General features: G+C 73.4%; 16 protein-coding genes and 1 tRNA gene. 14 read left to right on the top strand and 3 right to left on the bottom strand.

Annotated features, from left to right (window positions below):
* Positions 1 to 20 precede the first annotated feature (20 nt).
* Positions 21 to 1715 (bottom strand): penicillin-binding transpeptidase domain-containing protein, encoded by a 1695-nt coding sequence (locus tag ACI1MP_RS16555; RefSeq protein WP_380337967.1) that lies wholly within the window; start codon positions 1713 to 1715, stop codon positions 21 to 23.
* Between the two features lie 129 nt (positions 1716 to 1844).
* Positions 1845 to 3665: a dolichyl-phosphate-mannose--protein mannosyltransferase gene (locus ACI1MP_RS16550; RefSeq protein ID WP_380337964.1), complete on the bottom strand. Its 1821-nt coding sequence runs from the start codon at positions 3663 to 3665 to the stop codon at positions 1845 to 1847.
* Positions 3666 to 3770: 105 nt separating this feature from the next.
* Here ACI1MP_RS16550 and rsmI point away from each other — a divergent pair, with 105 nt between their 5' ends.
* From rsmI to ACI1MP_RS16505, 9 genes are all read left to right on the top strand, one after another.
* The gene (rsmI, locus tag ACI1MP_RS16545; RefSeq protein WP_100587382.1) at positions 3771 to 4616 is read left to right on the top strand and encodes a 16S rRNA (cytidine(1402)-2'-O)-methyltransferase; all 846 of its coding nucleotides are present in this window, start codon (positions 3771 to 3773) and stop codon (positions 4614 to 4616) included.
* 188 nt (positions 4617 to 4804) lie between these two features.
* Positions 4805 to 5224, top strand: coding sequence for a hypothetical protein (locus ACI1MP_RS16540; RefSeq protein WP_100587381.1), 420 nt, complete (start codon positions 4805 to 4807; stop codon positions 5222 to 5224).
* A gap of 81 nt (positions 5225 to 5305) precedes the next feature.
* Entirely contained in the window at positions 5306 to 6913 is a 1608-nt protein-coding gene (metG, locus tag ACI1MP_RS16535) for a methionine--tRNA ligase (RefSeq protein WP_404868922.1), read from the top strand.
* The gene (locus ACI1MP_RS16530; RefSeq protein ID WP_404868921.1) at positions 6913 to 7830 is read left to right on the top strand and encodes a TatD family hydrolase; all 918 of its coding nucleotides are present in this window, start codon (positions 6913 to 6915) and stop codon (positions 7828 to 7830) included. Before metG ends, ACI1MP_RS16530 begins: the two co-directional genes overlap by 1 nt.
* A 27-nt stretch (positions 7831 to 7857) precedes the next feature.
* Complete coding sequence (locus ACI1MP_RS16525) at positions 7858 to 8424, top strand: Uma2 family endonuclease (RefSeq protein WP_404868920.1); 567 nt, start codon at positions 7858 to 7860, stop codon at positions 8422 to 8424.
* A 16-nt stretch (positions 8425 to 8440) separates the two neighbouring features.
* Positions 8441 to 9322 (top strand): 16S rRNA (adenine(1518)-N(6)/adenine(1519)-N(6))-dimethyltransferase RsmA, encoded by an 882-nt coding sequence (rsmA, locus tag ACI1MP_RS16520; protein ID WP_380337954.1) that lies wholly within the window; start codon positions 8441 to 8443, stop codon positions 9320 to 9322.
* Positions 9322 to 10248, top strand: coding sequence for a 4-(cytidine 5'-diphospho)-2-C-methyl-D-erythritol kinase (locus ACI1MP_RS16515; protein WP_404868919.1), 927 nt, complete (start codon positions 9322 to 9324; stop codon positions 10246 to 10248). The genes rsmA and ACI1MP_RS16515 overlap by 1 nt, the downstream gene beginning before the upstream one ends.
* Before the next feature lie 76 nt (positions 10249 to 10324).
* Entirely contained in the window at positions 10325 to 11311 is a 987-nt protein-coding gene (locus tag ACI1MP_RS16510) for an aldo/keto reductase (RefSeq protein ID WP_404868918.1), read from the top strand.
* A 150-nt stretch (positions 11312 to 11461) separates the two neighbouring features.
* Positions 11462 to 13276, top strand: coding sequence for an ABC-F family ATP-binding cassette domain-containing protein (locus tag ACI1MP_RS16505; RefSeq protein ID WP_100587373.1), 1815 nt, complete (start codon positions 11462 to 11464; stop codon positions 13274 to 13276).
* 111 nt (positions 13277 to 13387) lie between these two features.
* Here the strand turns inward: ACI1MP_RS16505 and ACI1MP_RS16500 are convergent, their stop codons facing one another.
* Positions 13388 to 15292, bottom strand: a complete 1905-nt coding sequence (locus ACI1MP_RS16500) for an FUSC family protein (RefSeq protein ID WP_404868917.1) — start codon at positions 15290 to 15292, stop codon at positions 13388 to 13390.
* Between the two features lie 181 nt (positions 15293 to 15473).
* Here ACI1MP_RS16500 and ACI1MP_RS16495 point away from each other — a divergent pair.
* From ACI1MP_RS16495 to ACI1MP_RS16475, 5 genes are all read left to right on the top strand, one after another.
* Positions 15474 to 15546, top strand: a tRNA-Thr gene (locus tag ACI1MP_RS16495).
* 157 nt (positions 15547 to 15703) lie between these two features.
* Positions 15704 to 16363, top strand: a complete 660-nt coding sequence (locus tag ACI1MP_RS16490; RefSeq protein ID WP_043915745.1) for a LuxR C-terminal-related transcriptional regulator — start codon at positions 15704 to 15706, stop codon at positions 16361 to 16363.
* A 177-nt stretch (positions 16364 to 16540) separates the two neighbouring features.
* The gene (gene galE / locus ACI1MP_RS16485; RefSeq protein ID WP_380337940.1) at positions 16541 to 17500 is read left to right on the top strand and encodes a UDP-glucose 4-epimerase GalE; all 960 of its coding nucleotides are present in this window, start codon (positions 16541 to 16543) and stop codon (positions 17498 to 17500) included.
* Between the two features lie 142 nt (positions 17501 to 17642).
* Positions 17643 to 18530 carry a LuxR C-terminal-related transcriptional regulator gene (locus tag ACI1MP_RS16480; RefSeq protein ID WP_404868916.1) on the top strand — a complete coding sequence of 296 codons (888 nt, stop codon included), beginning with the start codon at positions 17643 to 17645 and terminating at the stop codon, positions 18528 to 18530.
* Between the two features lie 57 nt (positions 18531 to 18587).
* Positions 18588 to 20126 (top strand): polysaccharide biosynthesis protein, encoded by a 1539-nt coding sequence (locus ACI1MP_RS16475; RefSeq protein ID WP_404868915.1) that lies wholly within the window; start codon positions 18588 to 18590, stop codon positions 20124 to 20126.
* Positions 20127 to 20137: the final 11 nt, after the last annotated feature.

Below are 20137 nucleotides of genomic sequence, written 5' to 3'. Positions count from 1 at the left end.
CGGGGCCCCGTCCGCCTGCGTCACTTGCGGTTGCCCACCGCCAGCACCTTGGACGAGGCCGGTCCGGCCGCCGCCGAGCCGTGCCCGGCGCCCTGGAACTCGGCGGCGACCGCGAGGTCGCCCGAGTAGGCGGTGAACCAGGAGTTCGCGTCGGCGCTGTTGTCGACCTCGGCGGTGCCGGTCTTCGCGCCGGAACCGGCCGGCAGGGCCGGCTTCACGGCCGCGGCGGTGCCGGACTTCACGGTCTGCGTCATCAGCGACCGCAGGCTGGAGAGCACGTCGGGGGAGAGCGTCCGGGCGGCCTTCACCTGGTCCATGCCGGGCACCAGGATCGGCTGCTTGAACACCCCGGACTGCACGGTCGCGGCGATCGACGCCATGCCCAGCGGGTTGGCGCGCACCTTGCCCTGGCCGATGAACTCGCTGGCCGCGCCCGCCATGCTGGTCTCGACCGGGATGTCGGTGTCGAAGTTCGACAGGCCGGTCTTCCAGACCAGCCCGATGCCGAACACGTCCTTGGCGAGCGAGGGCAGCGAGTTCGCCTTGAGGACGTCCTTGCCCTTCTCGATGAAGGAGGTGTTGCAGGAGTTGATGAACGCGTCGGTGAGCGTGTACTCGGGGTGCGCGCCCTTGAAGTCGTTGGCGATGGACTTGCCGGTGACCATGGTGGTCTCCGGGCAGGGCATCGAGGTGGTCGGCGTGATCCCGGCCTCCAGCAGCGCGGCGGCGGTCAGCACCTTCAGGGTGGAGCCGGGTGCGGTCGCCCCGGAGAACGCCCGGTTCTGGCCGGTGGTGGGCGAGAAGGCGTAGGCCAGGATGCCGCCGGTGCTGGGCTCGATCGCCACCAGCGAGCCCGGCTTGCCCTGGGCGGCGACCGCGGACTCGGCGGCCGCCTGGAGGTCCGCGTCCAGGGTCAGCTTCAGGTTGGGGACGGGCTTGGGCTCCTTCAGCGTGAAGACCTTCTCCGCGGGCCCGTTGCCGGACGCGGGGGAGATCACCACGGCGGTGCCGGCGTCCTCCGGGCTGCCGCCCTGCGGGGCGGCGGCCTTCAGCTGGTTGAGCAGGCCGGTGAGCGAGGCGTAGCCGGCCAGCGGCTTGCCCTTGCGGTCGGTGACGGCGGCGGGCGCGGCGAACACCGGCTTGACGCCGATGGTCTCGGTGGCGTCCAGCTTCGGGTGGATCACGGTGGGCGCCCAGTGCACGGCGGCGGTGCCGTCGCTCATCTTCACCACCCCGAGCACGCCGTCGTAGTTCCACGGGGAGCCGGCCTCGGCGAACTCCAGCGAGGCCTTGAAGCTCTCCAGCACCCCGGTCGGCCCGGCGGCGGCCGCCGAGGACGCCGACGCCGACGCGGACGGCGCGGCGGACTTGGACGCGGCCGGGCTGGGCGCGGTGGTCGGGCCGCCGACGGTGAGGTGGACGGCGGAGGGCTTCACGTTGTCGTGGAATGCCTGCAGCGCGGCCTGCGCCTTGTCCGGGTCGTCGGTGAGCTTGGCGGCGGCGAACAGGTCGCCCTTGGCCCAGGCGTCCAGGAAGGCCTTGGCGCCGGACGCGGCGAGCTCGGGGCTGGGGGGCTCGGAGACCACGGTGCGCGGCTTCTTGGCGGCGTCCTTGCCGTCGGAGTCGCCGGAGACCAGGGCGTAGGCACCGTAGCCGCCGGCGAGCAGCAGCACCGTGGCGGCCGAGGCGATGCCGATCTTCGCGCCGTTGTTCACGTCGAGTCCCCCCTGGTGTGTCGTGGCCGCCAGGAATCAGCGGCCACGACACCATAGGCAGACACCATCCGTGCACTCACGACACGCCGCCGGTTTGTGACAGATCCGGTACACGCTCTCCGGTGTGGATCAGATCCAGGTACTGAGCCACATCCGGCCGTTCCAGTCCGGCATCGGGATCGTCTGGCCGGTGAAGATCGGATAGAAGTACAGGAAGTTCCACATGATGCCCACGACCAGCAGCCCCGCGCCGGTGGCGCCCGCCAGCCTGCGGTCCGGCGAGGCGTGGGCCGGGCCCAGCATCGCGCCGATCATCATGGTCACCGCCAGCACCAGGAACGGCACGAAGCACACCGCGTAGAACAGGAAGATGGTGCGCTCCTGGTACTGGAACCAGGGCAGGTAGCCGGCCGCCAGGGCGGCCAGCAGCGCCCCCGCCCGCCAGTCGCGGCGCATCAGCCAGCGGTACAGGCAGTACAGCAGCGCGGCGATGCCCGCCCACCACAGCAGCGGGGTGCCGATCGCCAGCACCTCGCGGGCGCAGTCGGAGGTGGTGCAGCCGGCCTGGCCGTTCTTCGGCGACTCGTAGAAGAACGACACCGGGCGGCCGAGGAGCAGCCAGCTCCACGGGTTCGACTGGTAGGTGTGCGGGCTGTGCAGGTTGGTGTGGAAGTCCAGCATCGTGGAGTGGTAGTGCCACAGGCTGCGCCACCAGTCCGGGCCGAAGCCGCCCGGGTGCTGCACCGCCCAGTCGCGGAAGTAGCCGCCCTTGCCGGGCTCCGTCGAGGACATGATCCAGCCGGTCCAGCTGACCAGGTAGGTGACCGCCGCGGTGAGGCCGAGGGAGGCCGCCGAGCAGACCCAGTCCACGCAGTGCCGCAGGATCCGCAGGCCCTCGACGATAGGCTGCCCGCCCGGGCCGCGGATCCCGCCGACCATCCGGCGGGCCGAGGTGTCCCAGAAGGCGACGAGCAGGATGAAGACGGCGATCGCCGGGCCGCCGCTCCACTTGGTGGCCGTCATCAGGCCGAGGCTGACGCCCGCCGCCAGCCGGTGGGGCCGCAGGCCGAGCTGCCACCAGTCGGTGCCCAGCCCGGCGTCCAGCCGCTTCGCGATCAGCGCCCGGGTGCGGTCCCGGTCGATCAGCAGCAGGCCGAACGCGGCCAGGAACCAGAACATCACGACCAGGTCGAGGATCGCGGTGCGGCTGAGCACGAAGTGCAGGCCGTCGACCGACATCAGCAGCCCGGCCACGCAGCCCAGCAGCGTCGAGCGGAACAGCCGCCGTCCGATCCGGGCCAGCATCAGCACCGACAGGGTGCCGAGCACGGCCATCATGAACCGCCAGCCGAACGGGTTCATGCCGTAGATCTGCTCGCCCAGGCCGATGATCCACTTACCGACCGGCGGGTGCACGATGTACGCCGGGTCGGTGCGGAACGGGACGGTCGGGTTCGGCGCGGTGATCAGGCCGTTGGCGTCGTCCGCCCAGTTGGTCTCGTAGCCGACCTGCCAGAGCGCGTACGCGTCCTTGGCGTAGTACGTCTCGTCGAAGATCAGCGCGTGCGGCCCGCCGAGGTTCACGAAGCGCAGCACGCCCGCGAAGGCCGCCACCGCGATCGGGCCGAGCCAGCCGGACCAGCGGCACAGCCACGACCACAGCGCGTCCGGCAGCCGGATGCCGAGCCGGGCCAGCAGCGGGGACGGCGGGACCACGTCGGGGGTGACGCCGGGGCCGTCCGGCATCGGCGGCACCAACTGCTCGTCCAGGGGCGTGCGCCGCGGCGCGCGGTAGCCCGCGCCGGACAGCGCCCGGGCCCACCGGGAGGCCGGTTCGGGTTCGGCGCGCGGCCTCGGAACGGCGGCCGGATCGGCCGATTCCAGCACGGTCACGCCACCCCGCTCGGGGTGGTCCACACCACTGTCCATGTCGCCGCTCACGGGCCACATCGTAGGGGCAATGGCTGAAGTCACAAGGGGTCCCCGCACGGCTCGCACCGCACCGGGCCGCGTCCGTCCCGGTGAGGACCCCCGCCGGTAGGGGAGGATGGTGCCGTGACTGGTGTTCTCGTACTGGCAGGTACCCCCATCGGCGACGTCGAGGACGCGCCGCCCCGACTGCGCGCCGAACTCGCCGAGGCGGACGTCATCGCCGCCGAGGACACCCGGCGGCTGCGCCGGCTCACCCAGGCGCTCGGCGTGACGCCGACCGGCCGGGTGGTGTCCTACTTCGAGGGCAACGAGGTCGGCCGCACCCCCGAACTGGTCGCCGCGCTCCAGGGCGGGGCCCGGGTGCTGCTGGTCACCGACGCCGGCATGCCCTCGGTCTCCGACCCCGGCTACCGGCTGGTCGACGCGGCCGTCGCCGCCGGGATCAAGGTGACCGCGGTGCCCGGCCCGTCCGCGGTGCTCACCGCGCTGGCGCTGTCCGCGCTGCCGGTGGACCGCTTCACCTTCGAGGGCTTCCTGCCCCGCAAGGCCGGCGACCGCTCCCGGCAGCTCGCCCAGATCGCCGCCGAACCGCGCACCATGGTGTTCTTCGAGGCCCCGCACCGGATCGCCGAGACCCTCGCCGCGATGGCCGAGGCGTTCGGCGCCGAGCGACCCGCAGCGGTCTGCCGCGAGCTCACCAAGACCTACGAGGAGGTCAAGCGCGGCCCGCTCGCCGAACTCGCCGCCTGGGCCGCCGACGGCGTCAGGGGCGAGATCACCGTGGTGGTGGCCGGCGCCCCGCCCGCCGCCCCCGAGGAGGTCGGCCCCGCCGAGCTGGCCCGCCGGGTCGCCGCCCGCGAGGAGGCCGGCGAGCGCCGCAAGGAGGCGATCGCCGCGGTCGCCGCCGAACTGGGCCTGCGCAAGTCCGTGGTCTTCGACGCCGTGGTGGCCGCCAAGCACGCCGGCTGACCCGTCGAGTGCCCGTGGCCGGATTCGGTCGTACGTTGGAATGAGCAACCCCAGCGGAGGGCCAATTCGGAACCAAGACTTGGCAAGCCGGGCATCGGACGGACCCTCCCGGGCATTCCCTGGGATGGAAAGACCCGCGCCGGGCCCGCCAGGTCGGGCGACGGGCTCCGAGCGAAGCGAGGTGGCGCATGAGCGACACGATCGACAGCCCCCTGGACGGTGGAGCGCCCAGCGGCCTCGGGCTGACCACCCGACCGCGCATCCCCGTGGAGACGGTCCGCGAGGCCTACTCCTTCGTCTGCCTCAACTGCGGCTACGGCTGGGAGCAGGCGTACGACATCGAGCACCACACCGGCCGCGACGGACACACCGTGGTCGAGTACAAGGCGAACGGGGTCAAGGTCCCGTCCCCGCTACGTGAACTGGTCTGCCCCGGCTGCGGCGGCGAACGGGTCCGGATCATGCGGGCCGGCCGGGTCGCCGAGGTGGCCGCCGGCGTCGCCCCCGGCTACGCCCCCACCGCCGAACCCGAGGGCCCGCAGAAGCCCCGCAAGCCGCGCGTCCTGCACTGGTGGAACCGGCTGTTCCGCCGCCACCGCGCCGCCTGACCCCGCTCCGACGCCCGCACCGGCCCCGGACCGCCGCCGCGGTCCGGGGCCGCGGCGCGCCCGGCGACTAGGATCCCCGCTATGGCGGCCTTCGCAGAGCACCCCAGCACCGACGCGTACTACGTCACCACGCCGATCTACTACGTGAACGACCGCCCCCACCTGGGCCACGCGTACACCACCGTCGCGGGCGACGTGCTGACCCGCTGGCACCGCCAGCGCGGCGAGGACGTCTGGTACCTCACCGGTACCGACGAGCACGGCCAGAAGATCCTGCGCACCGCCGAAGCGCACGGCGTCACCCCGCAGGAGTGGTGCGACCGGCTGGTCGAGGAGGCCTGGAAGCCGCTCTGGCAGCACCTGGGGATCGCCAACGACGACTTCGTCCGGACCACCCAGGCGCGGCACACCGACCGCGTCCAGGAGTTCGTCCAGGACCTGTACGACAAGGGCGAGATCTACCGGGGCAGCTACACCGGCCCCTACTGCGTCGGCTGCGAGGAGTACAAGCTCCCCGGCGAACTGCTGCCCGGCGCCGGCGTGGACGAGAAGCTCTGCCCCGTCCACAAGCGCCCGGTCGAGTGGCTGGAGGAGGAGAACTACTTCTTCAAGCTCTCCGCGTACGGCCCGAAGCTGCTGGAGTTCTACGCCGCCAACCCCGGCTTCATCCAGCCCGCCGCCGCCCGCAACGAGGTGCTGCGCTTCGTCGAACAGGACCTCAAGGACCTGTCGATCTCCCGCTCCACCTTCGACTGGGGCGTGCCGCTGCCCTGGGACGACAAGCACGTCCTGTACGTGTGGGTCGACGCCCTGCAGAACTACATCACCGCCGCCGGGTACGGCGCCGACCCCGAACGGTTCGCCCGGCTCTGGCCCGCCTCCGTGCACCTGGTCGGCAAGGACATCCTGCGCTTCCACGCCGTCATCTGGCCCGCCATGCTGATGGCCGCCGGGCTGCCGCTGCCGAAGCGGGTGGTCGCCAACGGCTGGCTGATGGTCGGCGGCGAGAAGATGTCCAAGTCCAACCTGACCGGCATCGCGCCCACCGACCTCACCTCGCACTTCGGCGTCGACGCCTACCGCTACTACTTCCTGCGGGCCATCCCGTTCGGCACCGACGGGTCGTTCTCCTGGGAGGACTTCACCGCCCGCTACACCTCCGAACTCGCCAACGACTTCGGCAACCTGGCCTCCCGGGCCGCCGCGATGGTCGGCAAGTACTACGACGGCGTGCTGCCCGCGGCCGCCGCCCACGGCGAGGCCGAGCAGGCCGTCGCGGACGCCCTGGTCCGGGTCGCCGAGGAGGCCGACCGGAGGATCGGCGAAGAGCTGGACTTCGCGGGCGGCATCGCCGCGATCTTCGAGTTCATCAAGACCGTCAACGGCTACCTGACCGCGCAGGAACCCTGGAAGGTCGCCAAATCCACCGCCGAGGACGACCGGGCCCGGCTCGCCACCGTCCTCTACACCGCCGCCGAAGCGCTGCGGGCCACCGCCGTGCTGCTCAACCCCGTGATGCCCGCCGCCGCGGCCGAGCTCTGGGACTCCCTGGGCGCCGAGGCCGCGCTCGGCCCGCTCGCCGACCAGCGCATCGCCACCGTCGCCGACTGGGGACGCCTGCCCGCCGGCGCCCTCGTCACCAAGGGCGACGTCCTGTTCCCCCGCCTCGAAGAGAAGACCGCCTCCTGATGGCCGCCAACGCCAAGAAGAACGACGACCGCTCGACTCCGCCGCCGCTGCCCGAGCCGCTCGCCGTCCCCGTCGCCGACTCGCACACCCACCTCGACATGCAGTCCGGCACCCCCGCCGAGGGACTGGCCCGCGCCGCGTCCGTCGGCGTCACCACCGTCGTCCAGGTCGGCTGCGACGTGCCCGGCTCGCAGTGGGCCGCGGACCTCGCCGCCGAGTACGAGCAGGTGCACGCCGCCGTCGCCCTGCACCCCAACGAGGCCCCCCGGATCTTCCTCGGCGACCCTGGGGGCACCTCCCAGCCCCCTGGGGCTGGGGGAGGCTGGTCCGGGCAGCGGCGCACGCCCGGCGGCCGGGCCGCGCTCGACGCCGCCCTCGCCGAGATCGACCGCCTCGCCGCCCTCCCGCACGTCCTCGCCGTCGGTGAGACCGGCCTCGACTACTTCCGCACCGGCCCCGAGGGCGTCGACCTGCAGAAGGAGTCCTTCCGCCGCCACATCGAGATCGCCAAGCGCCACGGCAAGGCCCTCGTCATCCACGACCGCGAGGCACACGAGGACGTCATCGCCGTCCTCCTCGAAGAGGGCGCCCCCGAGCGCACGATCTTCCACTGCTACTCCGGCGACGCCGCCATGGCCAGGACCTGCGCCGAACACGGCTGGTACCTCTCCTTCGCCGGCCCCGTCACCTACAAGGCCAACCACCCCCTCCGCGAGGCCCTCACCGCCACCCCCCTCGACCGCGTCCTGATCGAGACCGACGCCCCCTTCCTCACCCCCCACCCCTACCGCGGCCGCCCCAACGCCCCCTACCTCATCCCGGTCACCCTGCGCGCGATGGCGGCCCATCTGGCCCTCGGGGAGGACGAGTTGGCGACGGCGATCGCGGCCAACACGGCACGGGCGTTCGGTTACTGACCGTGCCGGTCCGGCTACGATGAGGGCGTGTGGAGCAAGTGGATGAACGCGCCCTCGCGCGGTTGGACCAGCGACGAGATCGGTGACGTCGAGTTTCCGTTCAGCTGGGAGCTGGTGGACGGGGTGATCACCCCGGTGCCGCTGAACGACATGTGGCACTGCCGGGTGCGGGACCGCCTGACGGTGGCCACGGACCGGCAACAGGTGCAACCGCTGGTCGTGATGGGCCCCACAACGCTCGTGCTCGACCCGCGCAACTGGGTTCGACCCGACGCGGTGGTGTACGACAAGTCCGGGCTCGACATCCGCACCATGGACACCCTGCCGCTGCGGTCGGTGCTGCTCGCCGTCGAGGTGGTCGTTCCGGCCACTCGCACCGCCGACCGTCTCCGCAAACCGGCGCAGTACGCCGAGGCCGGCGTTCCGTCCTACTGGCGCATCGAACGGGGCGAGGACGACATCCCTGTCGTGCACGAGTTCCGGCTCGACCGGGAGCAGGGCGGCTACCTGCCGGTCGCCGTGCACGAAGGACTGCTCCGTACCGACCTGCCGTTCCCCGTCGAGATCGATCTCAAGCGGCTCGTTCTGCGGTGACCCGTATCCTTGGCGGGTGAGCACCACCGAACCCACCCCCGACGGCCACCTGCTGGGCGCTGCCGACATCCGCGCGCTGGCTGAGGCGTTCGGCGTGAAGCCGACCAAGCAGCGCGGGCAGAACTTCGTCATCGACGGGAACACCGTGCGGCGGATCGTGCGGGCGGCGGAGGTGACGGAGCAGGACGCGGTGGTCGAGGTCGGGCCGGGGCTCGGGTCGCTGACGCTGGCGCTGCTGGAGGTCGCGCGGCACGTGACGGCGGTGGAGATCGACCCGGTGCTGGCGCGGCACCTGCCGGACACCGTCAAGGGCCGGATGCCCGGCAAGGCCGACAACTTCGACCTGGTGCTGAGCGACGCCATGGACGTCACCGAGCTGCCCGGCCCCGAGCCGACCGCGCTGGTGGCGAACCTGCCGTACAACGTCGCCGTGCCCGTGCTGCTGCACATGCTGGAGACGTTCCCCAGCATCGAGCGCACGCTGGTGATGGTGCAGAGCGAGGTCGCCGACCGGCTCGCCGCCAAGCCCGGCAACAAGGTGTACGGCGTGCCGTCCGTGAAGGCCAACTGGTACGCGGACGTGAAGCGGGCCGGCGCGATCGGGCGGAACGTGTTCTGGCCCGCGCCGAACGTCGACTCCGGACTGGTCTCGCTGATCCGCCGCGACCCGCCGTCCACCACCGCCACCCGCCGCGAGGTGTTCGCCGTCGTGGACGCCGCGTTCGCGCAGCGCCGCAAGACCCTGCGGGCCGCGCTGGCGGGCTGGGCCGGCTCGCCGGCCGCCGCCGAGGAGGCGCTGCGCGGGGCGGGCATCGACCACACGCTGCGCGGCGAGATGCTGACGGTGGAGCAGTTCGCCTCGATCGCCGAGCACAAGCCGAAGACTCCGGAGCAGTGATGGTCACCGTCCGCGTCCCCGCCAAGGTCAACGTCCAGCTCGGCGTCGGCGGGGTCCGCCCCGACGGCTACCACGACCTGGCGAACGTGTTCTTCGCCGTCGCCCTCGGCGACGAGGTCACCGCGACGCCCGGCGACGGCGTCACCCTGACCTGCACCGGCCCCGACGCGGACGCCGTCCCGCTGGACGACACCAACCTGGCCGCCCGCGCCGCCCGCCTGCTCGCCGCCCACCACGGCCTGCCCGCCCCCGGCGTCCACCTGCACATCGCCAAGGCCATCCCGGTGGCCGGCGGCATGGCCGGCGGCAGCGCCGACGGAGCGGCCGCGCTGCTCGCCTGCGACGCCCTCTGGGGCCTCGACACCCCCCTCGACACCCTGCTGGAACTCGCCGCCGAACTCGGCTCCGACGTCCCGTTCGCGCTGCTCGGCGGCGTCGCCCTGGGCCGCGGCCGGGGCGAGATCCTGGCGGCGCTGCCCGTCTCCGGCGTCTTCCACTGGGTGTTCGCGGTCGCCGACGGCGGACTCTCCACCCCCGCGGTGTTCCGCGAGTGCGACCGGCTGCGCGAGGAGTCCGGCACCGGCGCCGGCATCGACGACGTCCCCACCCCCGACGCCGACCCCGCACTGCTCGCCGCCCTCGCCGACGGCGACCCCGTCGAGCTGGCCGCCGCCCTCAGCAACGACCTGCAGACCGCCGCGGTCTCGCTGCGCCCGTCCCTCGCCGACACCCTGCACGCCGGCACCGAGGCCGGCGCCCTCGCCGCCCTGGTCTCCGGCTCCGGCCCGACCTGCGCCTTCCTGGCCAAGGACGCCGACTCCGCCGCCCACATCGCCGCCGCCCTCCGCGCCTCCGGCACCTGCCGCACCGCCCACGCCACCCACGGCCCGGTGCCAGGCGCGCAGGTGGTTCAGACCTCTGCTTGACCTGGAGCGCGCTCCGGGTTCCAGACTCCTGTTCGCGGCCCGCACCGGGCGGGTCGCGGAGACGAGGGGAACCCGGATGCGCAAGCGCACCATTGGAACCGACCCGCGCACCCGTCGCGAGGTGAGTGTGCTCAGCCTCGGCGCGATGCTGTTCGGCACGCTCACCGACGAGGCCACGTCCTTCGCGGTGCTGGACCGGTACGTCGAGGCCGGGGGCACGTTCATCGACACCTCCAACAACTACGCGTACTGGCAGGACGGCAGCCAGGGCGGCATCAGCGAAGAAGTGCTGGGCCGGTGGCGGGCCAGCCGGGGGATCACCGACGAGGTGGTGATCGCGACCAAGCTCGGGGCGCGGCCGAAGGCCCCCGGCACCGGGTTCGTCGAGAACGGCGAGGGGCTGTCCGCCGAGGTGATCCGGGCGTCCTCCGAGGCCAGCAGGAAGCGTCTCGGGGTCGAGAAGCTCGACCTGCTGTACGCGCACGTCGAGGACACCGAGGCGCCGCTCGCCGAGACCGTGCAGGCCTTCGGCGAACTCGTCGAGGAGGGGACGGTCGGGCTGCTCGGCGTCTCCAACCACTGGTCCTGGCGGGTCGAGCGGGCCCGCAACCTCGCCGCGCGGGCCGGGCTGCCCGGGTACGAGGTGCTCCAGTACGGCCACACCTACCTGCGGAGGCGCGGCGACTGGCCCGGGCTGCTCAACCAGGACGGCGACCAGGCCGCCGTCCAGGGCGACCTGATCACCTACCTCAAGGAGAGCCCCGAGCTCACCCTGGTCGCCTACTCCCCACTGCTCGGCGGCGGCTACGTCCGCGACGACAAGCCGCTCGGCCCGTCCTTCGACCACGCGGGGACGCCGGCCCGCCTCGCCGCGCTCGATGCGGTGGCCCGCGAGACCGGGGCGACGCGCAACCAGGTGGTGCTGGCGTGGCTGCTCGGCGGCGAGCTGCCGGTGATTCCGCTGGTGGGGGCTTCGTCGGTGGCGCAGCTGGAGGAGAGCCTGGGCGCGCTGGACCTGGAGCTGACGGCGGAGCAGCGGGCACTGATGGACGCGGCCAGGTAGCGGCGCGGACGGGCGGGAACCGCGGGTGGGTGCGGGAACGTGGGCGCCTTCCGCTGCGCGCACCCCACGGCCCCCGGTCGTGCGCTCCCCGGTTTCGCACCGCCACTAGGCTGGGGGTGTTCTTCCCCCTTTCCCCAGGAGCGCAGCTTCGTGGCCGTCAACCTCGCCACCATCGAGTCCGTCACCAAGGTGTACGGCACCAGGGCCCTGCTGGACGGGGTGAGCCTCGGCGTCAGCGAGGGCGACCGGATCGGGGTGGTGGGCCGCAACGGTGACGGCAAGACGACGTTGATCCGGATGCTGGCGAAGCTGGAGGAGCCGGACAGCGGGCGGATCACCTGGTCCGGGGGGCTGCAGCTGGCCGTGCTGACGCAGCACGACTCGTTGGACCCGAAGGCGACCATTCGGCACGAGGTGATCGCGGACCGGGCCGACCACGAGTGGCTGGGCGACGCACGGATCCGGGACATCATCCAGGGGCTGTTCGGCGGGCTGGACCTGCCGGGGTTCGCGGACGGTCTGGACACCGTGATCGGGCCGCTCTCGGGCGGTGAGCGCAGGCGAATCGCGCTGGCCAAGCTGCTGCTCGGCGAGTGGGACCTGATCGTGCTGGACGAGCCCACCAACCACCTGGACGTGGAGGGCATCGCCTGGCTGGCGAAGCACCTGCAGGGCCGCCGTTCGGGGCTGGTCTGCGTCACCCACGACCGGTGGTTCCTGGACCAGGTCTGCACCCGGATGTGGGACGTCCAGCGCGGTGAGGTCCGGGAGTACGAGGGCGGCTACTCGGACTACGTGTTCGCCCGTGCGGAGCGCTCCCGGATCGAGGCGACGGAGGAGCAGAAGCGGCAGAACCTGGCCCGCAAGGAGCTGGCGTGGCTGCGTCGCGGCGCCCCGGCGCGGACGTCCAAGCCGCGGTACCGGATCGAGGCGGCGAACGCGCTGATCGCGGACGTGCCGGAGCCGCGCGACAAGTCCGAGCTGATGAAGTTCGCCAACGCGCGGCTGGGCCGGACGGTCTTCGAGCTGGAGGACGTGACCGTCAAGGCGGGCGAGAAGCTGCTGCTGGAGCGGCTGACCTGGCAGCTCGGCCCGGGTGACCGGATCGGTCTGCTGGGCGTCAACGGCGCGGGCAAGACCTCGCTGCTGCGGGCGATGCAGGCCGCGTACGCGACGGACGGGGACGTGCAGCCGGCGGGCGGTGTGATCAAGGTCGGCAAGACGGTGCGGCTGGCGTACCTCTCGCAGGAGGTGGCCGAGCTGGATCCGACCACCCGGGTGCTGCAGGCGGTCGAGCAGGTCCGCGGCCGGGTCGACCTCGGCAAGGGCCGGGAGATGAGCGCCGGCCAGCTGTGCGAGCAGTTCGGTTTCGGCAAGGACAAGCAGTGGACGCCGGTCGGCGACCTGTCCGGTGGCGAGCGCCGCCGGCTGCAGCTGCTGCGGCTGCTGATGGACGAGCCGAACGTGCTGTTCCTGGACGAGCCGACCAACGACCTGGACATCGAGACCCTCAACCAGCTGGAGGACGTGCTCGACGGCTGGCCGGGCTCGATGGTCGTGATCAGCCACGACCGGTTCTTCATCGAGCGGACCACCGACACCGCGTACGCGCTGCTCGGCGACCGCCGGATGCGGATGCTGCCGAACGGCGTGGACGAGTACCTGGAGCGCCGGACCGCGATGGCGGAGGCCGCCGCCGCGGCCGCGGCCGCGCAGGTTCCGGCCGTCGGTCCCGAGACCTCCGGGCTGTCGGCGGGGGACCTGCGGGCGGCGAAGAAGGAGCTGCAGAAGCTGGAGCGGCAGATCGCCAAGCTGGACCAGCAGGAGTCCAAGCTGCACGCCCAACTGGCCGAGCACGCCGCCGACTTCTCCAAGGTCGCCGAGCTGGACGCGCAGCTGCGCAAGGTCCGCGAGGAGAAGGAGGAGCTGGAACTGGCCTGGCTGGAGCTGGCCGAGCAGGTCTGAGCACGGCGAGGACCGCGCACCACGGGTGCGCGGCCCTCGCCGTGACGGCGGGTCAGCCCTTGCGTGGGTGGCGCCGGCGTGTGTTCCGACGGCGGGCGGTGAGGTCCGTCCTCAGTCGAGCAGGACGTCCAGCTCGTCCGCGGCGCGGGCCAGCGCGCTGCGGGTCGGGTCGTGCGGCCCGGTCGGGCGGGCGGCGCGGCCGGAGGGCGGGCGGTGGGCGCGGGCGGCGTCGGTGAGGCGGTCCAGTGAGTGCAGCACCCGCTCGATCACCTCCGGTTCGGGCTCCCGTCCGCCGTAGCGGAGCTGGGCGGCGTACGCGGCGACCGCGCCGGACAGGCGTTCCAGGGCGGCGGTGGCGGGCAGCCACTGCTCGGCGAGGCGGCCGGCCGGCGGCGGTTCGGTCAGGCCGAGCTGGACCTGCTTCCGGGCGTCGGCCAGCGCCCGGTAGGCGGTGCGGCGCAGCCAGACCTCGGCGACGGGTTCGACCCGGGCGACGGAGGCCAGGTAGGCGCGGACGGTGGTGGCGGCCGTGACGATGCCGGGCTCGATCCGGTGCGGGGCGCGTTCGGGCCACAGCAGGTAGCCGAAGACCAGCACGATGGCGCTGGCCAGCGTGGTGTCCAGTACCCGGGGCCAGAACCCGGCGGCGCCGCTCCCGCCGCCGAGCTGCACCAGGATCAGCGCCACCGGCGTCATCACGGCGGTGTTCAGCCCGTAGTGGGCGGCCGTCGAGTACGGCAGCAGCGCCACGCACAGCGACACGGCGACGCTCAGCGCCCAGGACTCGGTGGTGACGGCCAGCAGGGCCGCGGTGACGGCGATGCCCAGCACGGTGCCCAGCACCCGGCTGACGGCCCGCTGGAACACCGAGCCCAGGTCCGGCTTGAGGACGAACGCCACCGTCAGCGGCACCCAGTAACTGCGGCTCAGCGTCAGCGCGTTGACGGCCGCCTCGGCGACCGCCACGCACAGCGCGACCCGCAGGCCGTAGCGCACCGAGCCGCGGGAGAGCAGGCGGGCGCGCAGCCGCCACGGGTCGGGCGGGGGCGGAGCGGCGGTGTCCAGCGGGGCCCAGCGGCCGGCGACGGTGTCGGCGGCGGCCCGCAGCGCGGTGTCGAACGCCGTCCGGGACGGGGTGTCGGGCTGCCAGTCGGGGTAGGCGGGCTCGGGGCCGCCGGTGATCTGCCGGGCCAGTTCCGCGGGGAACCCGGCGATCCCCGGCGGCACCGGACGCCACGCCCAGAGCAGTCCGGCGGCGGCCTCGGTGGCGCCGAGCGCGGCCTCGTAGGAGCGGCGCAGCCACCGCAGCCGCTCCGACTCGCGGCGGCCCGGGCGGGCCGGCGGCAGCAGGTCCTGCATCTGGTTGAGGCGCGCCGTCAGCACCTGCCGGGCCGCTGCCCCGTCCGGCGTGCCGAGGGCGGCCAGCATGCCGCCGAGCGCCCGGTAGGCCTCGGCGAGGGCGACGGTGCGCGGGTCGGTCCGGACGTCGGTGCGGTAGCGCAGGCCCAGCAGCAGGACCAGCGCCGCGCCGCACGGCATCATCGCGGGCGCCGCCCACCACGGGTGCGGCAGCGCCATGCCGCCGCCCAGCGAGGCGGACACCAGCAGCAGCATCCCGGCCGCCGAGCCGCGCGGGCCGGTCGCGGACAGCGCGCCGCCGACGAAGCCGATCACGGTGAGGGCGATGCCGACCGCCGGCCCGCCCGCGCCGTGGTGCTGGAGCGCCGCGCCGATCAGCATGCCGGTGGTGGAGGCGGTCAGCGCCAGCGCGATCCGCGGGGCGCGCAGCCGCAGCGGCTCGACCCGGTCGTTCATGGTGGCGTGCATCGCGCCGAGCGCGGCGAAGACTCCCAGATCCAGCCGTCCGGTCAGCAGGCCGGCCGCCAGCGGCACCGCCATCCCGACCGCCGCCCGCACCGTCTGCCGCCACGGCACCGGCGGCCGGGCCGGCCGCAACGCCAGGGCCCACCAGGAGGATCGGTCGCCGGTTCGGCGGCTGCGGCCGGGGGCTGACACGGGATCACGCGCCTTTGCTGCACGAGAGCTTCGCGGCTGCTGGGCGACATTGCACGGCAGATCGGGTCTTCTCGGGCAGTTTAGCCCTCTGACCGGCGCAGAGCCGATTTCCCATGGGGTCCGCGGACCATGTAATGTCTTCCTCGTCGCAAGGGGAACCGCAAGGGACCCGGAGCAACAAGCCCCTATAGCTCAGTCGGTAGAGCGTCTCCATGGTAAGGAGAAGGTCTGCGGTTCGATTCCGCATGGGGGCTCAGCAGACGAAGGCCCCGCCACTCGGCGGGGCCTTCGGCGTTTCCGCGGGTTTCCCAACTCTTCGCCAAACCGGGGGTCGGCCCGGTACGTCCCCTGGCGGCCCGCGCACGGATGCGCTGTGATGGTGCGTCTGTCGGCCGGACCGGGGAGGGACGGATGAGCGTGCGGCTCGTGGTCGCGGACGATCACCGGCTGATGGCCGAGGCCCTCGGCACAGCCCTGCAGCAGCGCGGCCACCGGGTGCTGGGGGTGGGATCGCCGTGCGGTGCGGTGCTGGACCTGGTGGTCGGGCGCCGTCCGGAGGTGTGTCTGCTGGGGACGGCGGGCGGGTCGGACGATTCGTTCGACGCGCTGCGCCGGTTACGCCGGGAGCGGCCGGAGATCTCCGTGGTGGTGCTGGGTCCGCTGGGCGCGCCCGGCCGGGTGGCGGCCGCGTTCGCGGCGGGCGCGGCGGGCTACGTCCGCAGCGACGAGCGGATCGAGGTGGTGGACCGGGCGATCGCGCGGGTCCGGGCGGGGGAGGCCGCCGTCGCGGTGGAGGTCCTGCGCGCGGCGTTCGAGCACCTGCTGTGGCCGGTCGCCGAGCCCGACGACGAGGCGGTGCGGCTGCTGCGGCTGCTGACCCGCCGTGAGGTGCAGGTGCTGGCGAGGATCGCGGACGGGGAGGACACCGCGGCGATCGCCGCCGCGATGCGGATCGCCCCGTCCACCGCGCGCACCCACGTCCAGCGGGTGCTGACCAAGCTCGGCGCCCGGTCCCGGCTGGAGGCCGCCGCGCTGGCCGCCCGGACCGGGATGCTGGACCAACTCGCCTGAAGGCCAAGGGCGTTCGGCGGTCCGTGCGGGACGGGGCGCCGACGGTGCGGGTGAACTCGCGCATCGGGCGGGCGGGGTCGCGGAAGCCGGGGCCGGCGGCGACCCGGGCCGGTCCGCTCAGCCGAGTGCCCTATGCTCCGAACGAGGAACACCCGAGTGTGTGCGGAGGTCGAGGGCATGAGCAAGTACCTGGTCACGGGCGGAGCCGGCTACGTGGGCAGCGTGGTGGCGGCGCACCTGCTGGAGGCGGGCCACCGGGTGACGGTACTGGACGACCTGTCGACCGGTTTCGCGGAGGCCGTGCCGGACGGCGCGGAGTTCGTCCGCGGCCGGATCCAGGACGCCGGCGACGTGCTCGACGCGTCCTTCGACGGTGTGCTGCACTTCGCCGCGTCCTCGCAGGTCGGCGAGTCGGTGGCGGACCCGGAGAAGTACTGGCGCAACAACGTGGCCGGCTCGCTGGAGCTGGTGTCGGCGATGCGCAAGGCCGGCGTCGGCAAGCTGGTGTTCTCCTCCACCGCGGCCGTGTACGGCGAGCCGGAGGAGGTGCCGATCAAGGAGACCGCGCGCACCTCGCCGACCAACGCCTACGGCGCCACCAAGCTCGCGGTGGACCACCTGATCACCTCCGAGGCGATCGCCCACGGTCTGGCCGCGGTCAGCCTGCGCTACTTCAACGTGGCCGGGGCGTACGGCCGTTACGGCGAGCGCCACGAGCCGGAGTCGCACCTGATCCCGCTGGTGTTCCAGGCGGCGCTGGGTCAGCGCCCGTACATCTCGGTGTTCGGCGAGGACTACCCGACGCCGGACGGCACCTGCATCCGCGACTACATCCACATCGCCGACCTGGCCGCCGCGCACCTGCTGGCGCTGGACGCCGCCAAGCCGGGCGAGCACCTGATCTGCAACCTCGGCAACGGCACCGGCTTCTCGGTGCGCGAGGTGATCGAGTCGGTCAAGCGGGTCACCGGCCGGGAGATCCCGGTGCAGGTGGCCGGCCGCCGCCCGGGCGACCCGGCGGTGCTGGTGGCCGCCGCCGACCGGGCCCGGGAGGCCCTCGGCTGGACGCCGCTCCACCCGGAGCTGGACCGGATCGTCGCCGACGCCTGGGAGTTCACCCTCGCCCACCGCGCCTGACCAGCCCCGCTCCGGGCCCGACTTCCACCTCTGAAGTCCCTGCGTACAGGAACTTCACCAAACCCCCACGCGTCACCGGCGGCCGCCCGTACGCTGAGTGAGGCACCGGTGGGGGTCGGGCCACGAGCAGGGGGGCAGGACGATGGGGCGGATTCGCGTCCTGGTGGTCGACGGCCACCGCATTTTCGCCGAGGCGCTCGCCACGGCACTCGCCGCCGAACCCGACGTGGACGTCGGGGCGGCCGGCAGCGCCGTGGCGGCCGAACGCGCGCTGGAACGGGCGGCGGCCGAACGCCGCCCCTACGACGTGGTGCTGGTCGACGCCGACCTCGGCGCCGCCCCGCCGCCACCGGCCCGCGGCGGCCCGCCGCATCCCCGCCGCGTCCCCCCGCCATCCCAACACCGGCCCGCCGCCGGGCAGTTGACCCGCCCGCCGATCGCCCCGGCCCGGCCGTCCGCCGACCCGGCGCGGCCACCGGGCGACGGGATCGCCCTGGTCGGCCGGGCCTGCCGGGCCCACCCGGCGCTGCGCGCCGTCATGCTGGCCGCCGCCGACGACCCGCAGCGGGCCGTCCGCGCCCTGCAGGCCGGAGCCAACGGCTGGGTGGCCCGGGAGAGCTCGCTGGGCGCGCTGATGGCCGTGATCCGCGGCGTGCTGCGCGAGGAGACCCACCTGCCGCCCGCCCTGCTGACCGGCGTGGTCCGCGAACTCACCTCCGCCCGGCGGGACCGCTCGGAGAGCGAACGCCTGGTCGCCGCACTCACCCCGCGCGAGGAGGAGGTGCTGCGCTGCATGGTCGCCGGCCTGGGCAGACAGGCGGTGGCCGAGCGGCTGTTCCTGTCCCCGCACACCGTGCGCACCCACATGCAGAACGTCCTGGGCAAACTGGGGGTGCACTCCACGCTCGCGGCGGTCGCGGTCGCCCGCCGGGCCGGGATCGCCCCCTCGGAACCGCCCGGGCCGCTCGCCGTGCCCGCCCCCGCCCCACCGCCGACCGTCGCCTCGACCGCAGGCCCCGGCGCGGGCTGAACGAGCCCCGCCTTCCGAGCAGGTTCCACTCCGTGAGTCAGCGAGACCGGAGGTCTGATGTCGCCGAACCGCACTTCCGCACGCCCGCAGGCAGCCCGCACCCGCATCCCCGAGCAGCGCGCCGACTCGTCCGGCCTGCGCACCCTGGTCGTCGGGGCCGGCGCGGCCGGCACGGCCCTGGTCCGCGACCTGGACCGGACCCCGGAGTTCGGCCTCACCCCCGTCGGGGTGCTGGACGACGACCCCGCCAAGGCCGGCCGGGACGTCTCCGGCAGCCCCGTCCTCGGCCCGCTCGCCGACCTCACCGCCCTCGCCCTCGCCCACCACGCCCAGGTGGTCGTCCTCGCCATCCCCGGCCTCCCGCACCAGCGGGTCCGGGAACTCGCCACCGCCGCGGCGGCGGCCGGCGCGGCCGTCCGCTACCTGCCGTCCTTCCTGTCCGCGCTGCGCCGCGAAGTCGTCGGCTCCGACCTGCGCACCCTGGACGTCAACCGGCTGATCGGGCGCCAGGAGGTGCACGTCGTCTCGCCCGACGTCCGCACCGTGATCGAGGGCCGCCGCATCCTGGTGACCGGCGCGGGCGGCTCCATCGGCAGCGAACTCTGCCGCCAGGTCCAGGCGTTCGGGCCGGCCGAGCTCTACATGCTCGACCACGACGAGTCCAACCTGCACCGGCTCCAACTCGACATCTGGGGCGAGGCGTTGCTCACCGACGAGTCCCTGGTGATCGCCGACATCCGGGACCGCCCGCGGATCCAGCAGATCTTCCGCGACCTGCGCCCCGAAGTGGTCTTCCACGCCGCCGCCCACAAGCACCTGCCGCTGCTGGAGCGCCACCCCAGTGAGGCCGTCAAGTCCAACGTCCTCGGCACCGACCACCTGGTCGAGGCCGCACTCGCCACCGGCGTCGAACGCTTCGTCCTCATCTCCACCGACAAGGCCGCCGACCCGACCTCCGTCCTCGGCGCCAGCAAGCGCCTCGCCGAGCTGATCGTCCAGGCCAACGCCCGGGACGCCCGCAACCTCGGCACCGGCGTGTTCGCCGCCGTCCGTTTCGGCAACGTCCTCGGCTCCCGCGGCTCGCTGCTCTCCGTCCTGGAGGAACAACTGCGCAGCGGCGGACCGGTGACGGTCACCCACCCCGACGTCACCCGCTTCTTCATGACCATCGAGGAAGCCGTCGGACTGGTCCTGGAAGCCGGCCGGATGGCCGAGGGCGGCGAGGTCTTCGTCCTCGACATGGGCGAACCGGTGCGGATCGTCGACCTGGTCCACAACTTCGCCGAGCAGGTCCAACTGGGGGCGGACGAGGTCGAGATCCGCTACACCGGGCTGCGGGCGGGGGAGAAGCTCAACGAGGCGCTGTTCTCCGACACGGAGGAGCGGCTGCCCACCGCCCACCCGCGGATCTACGCCACCGCGGCGAACGCCACCGGCGTCGAGGATCTGGCGGGGGGTCTCACGGCGTTGTACGGGGCGGCGACCGGGAACGCCGACCCCGTCGTCCGCGACTGCCTGGCGGCGCTGCTCCCCGGCTACCAGAGTGCCCCGACACGGCCTCCGGCCCTGGCCACCCCGTACCCGGACGGCTTTTAGCTGTCAGGGCG

Source organism: Kitasatospora griseola (assembly GCF_044999035.1).
Taxonomy (GTDB): Bacteria; Actinomycetota; Actinomycetes; order Streptomycetales; family Streptomycetaceae; genus Kitasatospora; species Kitasatospora griseola.
The sequence above is the reverse complement of the archived record's forward strand: the minus strand, read 5'-3'. Positions and strand labels throughout refer to the sequence as shown.